Below are 6,493 nucleotides of genomic sequence, written 5' to 3'. Positions count from 1 at the left end.
CATCGACCAGCGGCTTGTACCCGGTGGCGTGTGCGCAGGCGAGCATCAGGCCAAATTTCTGCTGATCGGGCAGATGCGCTTCGTTGAGCAGCGACCCGACATTGAGCCGAATGTCCTTGGCGAAATCCGGGAGCGTCCCGGCAAAATCCTTGAGTGACATGGAGTTCTACTTTCTAGCTCCCCTCCCGCCTGCGGGAGGGGTTGGGGGAGGGCCTGACAGAGAAAAAGGGCGCTCCGATTACGGCACGCCCCTCCCCTGGCCCCTCCCGCAATCGGGAGGGACATTTTGCGCTCGTTACGCCGCCAGCTTCAGGACGTCATCGCCCTTATTCCAGTTGCACGGACACAGCTCATCGGTTTGCAGCGCGTCGAGCACGCGCAGCGTCTCGGCGGGGTTGCGCCCGACGTTCAGGCCGTTGACCTGCACCGCCTGGATGATGTTGTCAGGATCGATGATGAACGTCGCACGGAAGGCGACATGCTCGTTCTTGTCGAGAATGCCGAGCGCCGAGGCGAGCACCGCACCGTTATCCGCCAGCCACGGGAAATCCGCTGCCGCCAGATCGGGGTCCGACTTGCGCCACGCGAGGTGGACGTGCGCTGTGTCGGTCGATGCGCCGATCAGCACGGCATCGCGATCTTCAAAATCTTGCTTGAGATTTGCGTAACCGACGATTTCGGTCGGGCAGACGAAGGTGAAATCCTTCGGCCAGTAGAACAAGACCTTCCACTTGCCGGGGAACGCATCCTGGCTCAGCGTTTCGCCAGCGGGAAGCGCGGATACGCCCTGCTGGACGGGAATGGTGAAGTCGGGGAGCGTGTCGCCGATAGTAAGCATGAGTCTGGCCTCCTGATGAAACGGGGCCTCGTCGACATCCTCCGACGCGCGGTATTTTCTACCGTCTCGTCGCGGCCGGTATAAGGCCTGTTGATTGTCGATCCAATGGGTTATTGATCGGTGCCTGATCGACTGGAGCGATAAATGGCGACCTATTTGCCGACGTTGAAGCAACTGCAATATCTTACCGCGTTGCAGGATCACGGCCATTTCGGGCGCGCGGCCGAAGCGTGCTTTGTGACGCAATCGACGCTGTCGGCAGGGCTTCGCGAACTCGAAACGCTGATCGGGGTCGTCCTGGTCGAACGCACGCGCCGCGTGGTGCGCTTTACGCCGCTTGGCGACCGGATCGCCGACAAGGCGCGCCGCGTGCTGCGTGAAGCGGAGGAACTGGGCGACATGGCGCGCGCGGCGGGACGACCGCTTTCGGGCGAAATGCGGATGAGCGTCATCCCGACGATTGCGCCGTTCATGCTGCCGCGCATCCTGCCGCGCCTACGTCGCGATTATCCCGATCTGAAACTGTTCCTGCGCGAAGAGCCGAGCGGCCCGGCGTGTGAAGGGCTGCACCACGGGCGCGCCGATTGCGTCCTGCTTGCCTTGCCCTATGCGTGCGGCGAGGTGGCGTCGCAAATCCTGTTCGATGACAAATTGTTCATCGCCGGACAGCCCGGAGAAATGGGCAATCTCGCGCTCGCCATGCCGTCGAGCGAAATCAACGAAACACGTCTGTTGCTGCTAGAAGACGGGCATTGTCTGAAGGACCATGCGCTATCGGCGTGCGCCCGGCCCGAATTGCGCGCCGAGGCAACAATGATGGGGACGTCGCTGCACACGATCGTCCAAATGATCGACAATGGTCTGGGCCTGACGATGCTGCCCGAGATGGCGCTGAAAGCAGGCATTCTCGATCATACCGGGCTGGTCGCGCGGCCGCTCGACGCGGCCAACCCGTCGCGCCGGATTGCGCTCGTGTGGCGGCGCGGATCGCCGCGCGAAAAGGATTTTCAGCTGCTCGCGACCGCGCTCGCCGAGGCGGTCTAGGCAACCAAATCGCCGCTCGCTCGTATCTCTCCTACGTCGTCCTACCCGGACGCGCTCGTTTCGAGTGGAGAAACTCATGATTTCCAAAAGCAATTTGTACCTGACCGCCGCGATCGCCGGTGCCCTTTCGGTCGCAGCGACCGCAACCGCCCAAACCGCCGCACCAACGACCGCCGCACCGACAGCAGCGGCACCTGCCGCCGTTCAAAATCCGATGGTTGGCGGCGTTGCGATGGACGCGACCAAGTCGATCGTGGTCAACGCCGCCACAGCGCCGAACCTCTCGACGCTGGTCGCAGCAGTGAAGGCCGCGGGTCTTGCGACCACGCTATCGGGTCCTGGCCCGTTCACAGTGTTTGCGCCGACCAATGACGCATTCACCCGGCTTGCACCCGGTACGGTCGAGAACTTGCTCAAGCCAGAAAATAAGGCGACTCTCGCCAAGGTGCTGACGTACCACGTCGTGCCCGGCACGATCACCTTTGCCGATCTGCAGGCCCGGGCAAAGACGAGCGGCGGCAAGGTCGTGCTGACCACAGTCGAGGGTGAGCCGCTGACGCTCGACGTCAGCGCGACCGCCGTGCAGTTGACCGACGTCAACGGTAATAAAAGCTTCATCGAGACCCCCGACGTCAAGCAGTCGAACGGTGTCGTCCACGTCGTGAACGGCGTGGTTCTGCCGAAGCTCGGCTAATCGCTCCACCGCGCGGCGGCGGCATCGTCGCTGCCGCGCGGTTCTACCCAGATCGCATTGCCCCCGCGCGTTTCCTTCTTCCAGAAGGGCGCGTCGGTCTTGAGCCTATCGATCAGAAAGGCACACGCCTTGAGGGCAGCTGCGCGATGCGCCGCCGCCGTCCCGACGAAAACCACGATATCACCGGGGACAATCACGCCGACGCGGTGCGTGATCCGCGCGTCGATCAGCCCCCACCGCTCCATCGCCTGAACCGCGAGCATCGCCAGCGCTGCCTCAGTCGCGCCCGGATAATGTTCGAGTTCCAGCGTCGCCACGTCATCGTCCGCGCGGACCAGCCCGACAAAGGTGGCAATGCCCCCTGCCCCGGTCGCTGCAATCGCCGCGAATTCGATGCCTGCGTCGATCGGCGCTGACGCAACGGTGATCACCCGCCCGTCACCGGGGGAAAGATCGCCACTTCGCGCGCGCCGACGACCGACGCATCTAGCCCGACGAACACCTGATCGACCGCAGCGCGCAATCGTGTTCGGTCGACAAACGCCGCCGAATGTGCGGCGCTGCTCGCGGCCAGCCAATCGATCAAGCCCGCGACCGTGACGATGTCGACCGGCGGATCGACCGTCTCGCCGCCATGCCCGATCCGCTCGCGCACCCAGGCAAAATAAACCATTTCGATGGCCACGGACTCAATCCATGTGTTTCAGGCCGGCGCGGAGATAATCCCAGCCGGTCATCACCGTCAGCACCGCTGCGACCCACAACGCGACCAACCCGACTTGCCCGACCCACGGATAGCGCGGCACCGCACCGCCGAGGATCAACGCGCCAAGCGCGACCAATTGCAGCGTCGTCTTCCATTTTGCCAGCTTCGAGACCGGGACCGACACCTGCAACTGCGCCATGAATTCGCGCAGCCCCGACACCGCGATTTCGCGCAGCAAGATGATCAGCGCGGCGATTTGATGCACGCCCTGAATTACCGCCGGACTGCCGTCGCGCGTGCCGACCAGCAGCAGGATGACCGCCGCGACCATGATCTTGTCGGCGATCGGATCAAGAAACACGCCAAGCTTCGACACGGTCCCCTTGGTGCGGGCAAGATAGCCATCGAAATAATCGGTAATGCCCATTAGACAGTACAGCACGAAGCCGATCGCATAGCCTTCGGCCCAGCCCGGCCACCACAAAAACCAGGCGAGCAACGGCACCGCGACGATCCGCGACAGGGTTAGAAGATTGGGTAAAGTCAGCACCAACCTGCTCTAGCGGCGCGATGCCGCGGGCGAAACCCCGCAGCTGCAAACGAATGACACGACGGATCGTGACAAGCGGGTTGCTGGCGCTATCCCCACTGGTCTATGGCGGAGCCAGTTCCGTCATTTCGAGGCCCCGACGACACCATGCTTAATGCGCTCGGCTTGCTGAAAGAGCGCCGTTTTCTGCCACTTTTCGTGACGCAGTTTCTGGGGGCCTTCAACGACAATTTGTTTAAGACGAGCCTGGTGCTGTTTGCCACCTACCACATTTACAACAGCGCCGAGACCGAGCAGAATTTCAACGCCATCGCGACCGCGCTGGGCATCTTGCCTTTCGTGCTGCTGTCTGCGTTGTCGGGGCAATTGGCCGACAGTCACGACAAGGCCCGGATCATCCGGATCGTGAAGACTGCCGAAATCGCGATCATGCTACTTGGTGCCGGGGGGATGATGCTGGCTTTGTACGACATGACCCAGATCGGGCTGGGCCTGATGCTGGGCGCAGTCCTGTGTCTCGGCGTGCATTCGACTTTCTTTGGCCCAATCAAATACGCGATTTTGCCACAGCATCTGCACGAGGACGAAGTGCTCGGCGGGACCGGCCTGGTCGAGGCGGGAACGTATATCGCGATCCTGCTCGGCACCGTGCTCGCCGGAATCCTTGCGGTGCAGCACGCCGCGATCGCAGTGCTCATCGTCGCGATGATCGGGTGGGCGGTGTCGTTCCAGATACCGACCGCGCCGCGCGAGGGGCCGCCGCTGAAGATCGATTACAACCCGTTCACCGCGTCGTGGCGCCTGATTTCGGGCACGATGCACATCCGCCGCCTGTTCCTGGCGATTTGCGCGATCAGCTTTTTCTGGACGATGGGTGCAGTGCTCATCATCATCTTCCCGCCGCTGGCCAAGAATGTGCTGACCGCCGACAAGCATGTCTCCACCCTTATGATCGCGTTGTTTTCGATCGGCGTCGCGGTCGGATCAGTCCTGATCAACGCGTTGCTGAAAGGGCATACCTCGGCGCGCTACGGGCCTGCCGCTGTCCTCGTGATGGGCGCTTTCGTCGTCGCTTTCTCGCTTTTGTGTCGGGGATGGCCCGCGGCGCCAGCGGGAACGCTGTACGATCTAGTCGACTTCATTCAAATCCCGCGGGCGATCCTCGTAATGCTGGTGCTGATGGGCATTGCGGTCAGCGGCGGAATGTTTGTCGTACCGCTTTATGCCTTTTTGACGACGACCGTGACCAAGGACCAGACCGCGCGAACAGTTGCCGCCAACAATGTTGTCAATGCCGGTGCGATGGTGACAGGGGCAGTGGTGGTCCAGGGCCTGTCCTTCTCCGGAGTCACGCCCGAGAATATGCTGCTGGTGGTGGCGGTGATGAGCCCGATCGCCGCCTGGCTAGCCAAAAAACTCCATCTCGCCTGCGATTGACGCCGCCTTCACCCGATGAAGGTGTAAAAGCAGATGAAGAAGGCCGAAAAGGCGAGCGCAAACAGCTTAATGTCGTTCTCGTCTTGCGTCCGCGCTTGCTCGATCCGGGTCAGTACCAACGCCTGACGAAAGGGGTGGCGAGCGGCGGGCGCGGTCGGGAGGAAGGTGTGTTGCATGGCATCAAATTAACGCACCGTTTACGATTTCGGCCAGTGCTTCTTATGGTTAGCAAAGTCTAAATCCGGGACACTGTTTTCTTGCAAAAACGCGGGTCGCGTGTCAGCGCGCGGACACGCCGATTGCCCCCCACAGGTCTGGATTGCCGGATGCCGCACACCCCCTCTCCGCTCGCCCGCCCGTTTCCCGCGATGCCGTCGATCGCCGGCGTCACCCTGCATGTCGCGCGCGCGCACTATAAAAGCTGGGATCGCTGCGACCTGACCTTCATCACGCTCGCCTCCGGCACCAGCGTCGCCGGGGTCACGACGCAAAGTAAATGCCCCTCGCCAGAGGTCGAATGGTGCCGCGCGGCCCTCGTGCTGGGACAAGCACGCGCGATGGTGGTCAATGCTGGCAACGCCAACGCCTTTACCGGGCAGCGCGGGCGCGCGGCGGTCGAGGCGATCGCGGCGCGCGCGGCGGGGCATTTGGGGTGCCAGCCCTCCGACATCTTCGTTGCATCGACCGGGGTGATCGGCGTGCCGCTGCCGATCGACAAGGCCGAGGCCGGACTCGATGCCGCCTTCGCCGCCGCGCCGTGCTCGTGGGAGGAGGCCGCCAACACAATCGGCACGACCGACACTTTCGCGAAGGGCGCGATGACCACGGCGATCGTCGATGGCCGCACCGTCACGCTGGTCGGCATCGTCAAAGGGTCAGGGATGATTGCGCCGGATATGGCGACGATGCTGGGCTTTATCTTTACCGATGCCGCGGTCGATCCGGTGTTCCTGCAGGCAGCACTCGCCGAAGCGAACCGCGCGAGCTTCTCGTGCATCACGGTCGACAGCGACACCTCGACCAGCGACACTGTCCTTGCCTTCGCCAGCGGGGCGGCGGGCAATGCGCCGCTAACCGCGTCCGAGGATGCCGGGGCCGATGCCTTTCGCGCGGCGTTGGCGGACTTGTGCCTGCAACTCGCGCACCTCGTCGTGCGCGACGGTGAGGGCGCGTCGAAGTTCATCGAGATCGCGGTGACCGGTGCCGAGAGCGATGCGAGCGCGC

Annotated in this window: 9 protein-coding genes and 1 pseudogene; 4 read left to right on the top strand and 6 right to left on the bottom strand. The window is 63.0% G+C overall.

Going from position 1 to position 6,493, the window contains the following annotated elements:
- Together ABWP09_RS01975 and ABWP09_RS01970 are read right to left on the bottom strand one after the other, a co-directional pair.
- Positions 1 to 160: pseudogene (locus tag ABWP09_RS01975) on the bottom strand (alkyl hydroperoxide reductase); the annotation flags it as partial.
- Between the two features lie 135 nt (positions 161 to 295).
- On the bottom strand, positions 296 to 838 hold the full coding sequence (locus ABWP09_RS01970; RefSeq protein ID WP_353203487.1) for a peroxiredoxin: 543 nt from the start codon (positions 836 to 838) through the stop codon (positions 296 to 298).
- A 144-nt stretch (positions 839 to 982) separates the two neighbouring features.
- Between ABWP09_RS01970 and ABWP09_RS01965 the strand changes: the two genes are divergently transcribed.
- Together ABWP09_RS01965 and ABWP09_RS01960 are read left to right on the top strand one after the other, a co-directional pair.
- Positions 983 to 1,882, top strand: coding sequence for a LysR substrate-binding domain-containing protein (locus ABWP09_RS01965; RefSeq protein ID WP_353203486.1), 900 nt, complete (start codon positions 983 to 985; stop codon positions 1,880 to 1,882).
- A gap of 76 nt (positions 1,883 to 1,958) precedes the next feature.
- Positions 1,959 to 2,576, top strand: a complete 618-nt coding sequence (locus ABWP09_RS01960; protein ID WP_353203485.1) for a fasciclin domain-containing protein — start codon at positions 1,959 to 1,961, stop codon at positions 2,574 to 2,576.
- Here the strand turns inward: ABWP09_RS01960 and ABWP09_RS01955 are convergent.
- Genes ABWP09_RS01955 through pgsA form a run of 3 tightly spaced genes read right to left on the bottom strand, consistent with a single transcriptional unit; the run spans position 2,573 to position 3,832 of the window.
- Positions 2,573 to 3,007 (bottom strand): molybdenum cofactor biosynthesis protein MoaE, encoded by a 435-nt coding sequence (locus ABWP09_RS01955; RefSeq protein WP_353203484.1) that lies wholly within the window; start codon positions 3,005 to 3,007, stop codon positions 2,573 to 2,575. The two genes, ABWP09_RS01960 and ABWP09_RS01955, sit on opposite strands and share 4 nt — an antisense overlap.
- A complete protein-coding gene (locus ABWP09_RS01950; protein ID WP_353203483.1) occupies positions 3,004 to 3,261 on the bottom strand; it encodes a MoaD/ThiS family protein in 258 nt (85 codons plus the stop codon). Before ABWP09_RS01950 ends, ABWP09_RS01955 begins: the two co-directional genes overlap by 4 nt.
- A 4-nt stretch (positions 3,262 to 3,265) precedes the next feature.
- Complete coding sequence (gene pgsA / locus ABWP09_RS01945) at positions 3,266 to 3,832, bottom strand: CDP-diacylglycerol--glycerol-3-phosphate 3-phosphatidyltransferase (protein ID WP_353203482.1); 567 nt, start codon at positions 3,830 to 3,832, stop codon at positions 3,266 to 3,268.
- 147 nt (positions 3,833 to 3,979) lie between these two features.
- Between pgsA and ABWP09_RS01940 the strand changes: the two genes are divergently transcribed.
- Positions 3,980 to 5,269, top strand: coding sequence for an MFS transporter (locus ABWP09_RS01940; RefSeq protein WP_353203481.1), 1,290 nt, complete (start codon positions 3,980 to 3,982; stop codon positions 5,267 to 5,269).
- Between the two features lie 8 nt (positions 5,270 to 5,277).
- Here the strand turns inward: ABWP09_RS01940 and ABWP09_RS01935 are convergent, their stop codons facing one another.
- On the bottom strand, positions 5,278 to 5,445 hold the full coding sequence (locus tag ABWP09_RS01935) for a hypothetical protein (RefSeq protein ID WP_353203480.1): 168 nt from the start codon (positions 5,443 to 5,445) through the stop codon (positions 5,278 to 5,280).
- A gap of 150 nt (positions 5,446 to 5,595) precedes the next feature.
- Here ABWP09_RS01935 and ABWP09_RS01930 point away from each other — a divergent pair.
- On the top strand, positions 5,596 to 6,493 hold an 898-nt coding region (locus tag ABWP09_RS01930; RefSeq protein WP_353203479.1), incomplete at its 3' end, for a bifunctional ornithine acetyltransferase/N-acetylglutamate synthase.

The sequence above is a fragment of the Sphingomonas sp. genome (assembly GCF_040398505.1).
In the GTDB taxonomy this organism is placed as follows: Bacteria; Pseudomonadota; Alphaproteobacteria; order Sphingomonadales; family Sphingomonadaceae; genus Sphingomonas.
Note: the sequence above shows the minus strand (reverse complement) of the source record. Positions and strands in the feature narration are given on the sequence as shown.

Coding starts and splice junctions, on each gene's coding strand:
- ABWP09_RS01935 (WP_353203480.1), bottom strand. CDS start 5,445: ATGCAACACACCTTCCTCCCGACCGCGCCCGCCGCTCGCCACCCCTTT.
- ABWP09_RS01960 (WP_353203485.1), top strand. CDS start 1,959: ATGATTTCCAAAAGCAATTTGTACCTGACCGCCGCGATCGCCGGTGCC.
- ABWP09_RS01965 (WP_353203486.1), top strand. CDS start 983: ATGGCGACCTATTTGCCGACGTTGAAGCAACTGCAATATCTTACCGCG.
- ABWP09_RS01970 (WP_353203487.1), bottom strand. CDS start 838: ATGCTTACTATCGGCGACACGCTCCCCGACTTCACCATTCCCGTCCAG.
- ABWP09_RS01940 (WP_353203481.1), top strand. CDS start 3,980: ATGCTTAATGCGCTCGGCTTGCTGAAAGAGCGCCGTTTTCTGCCACTT.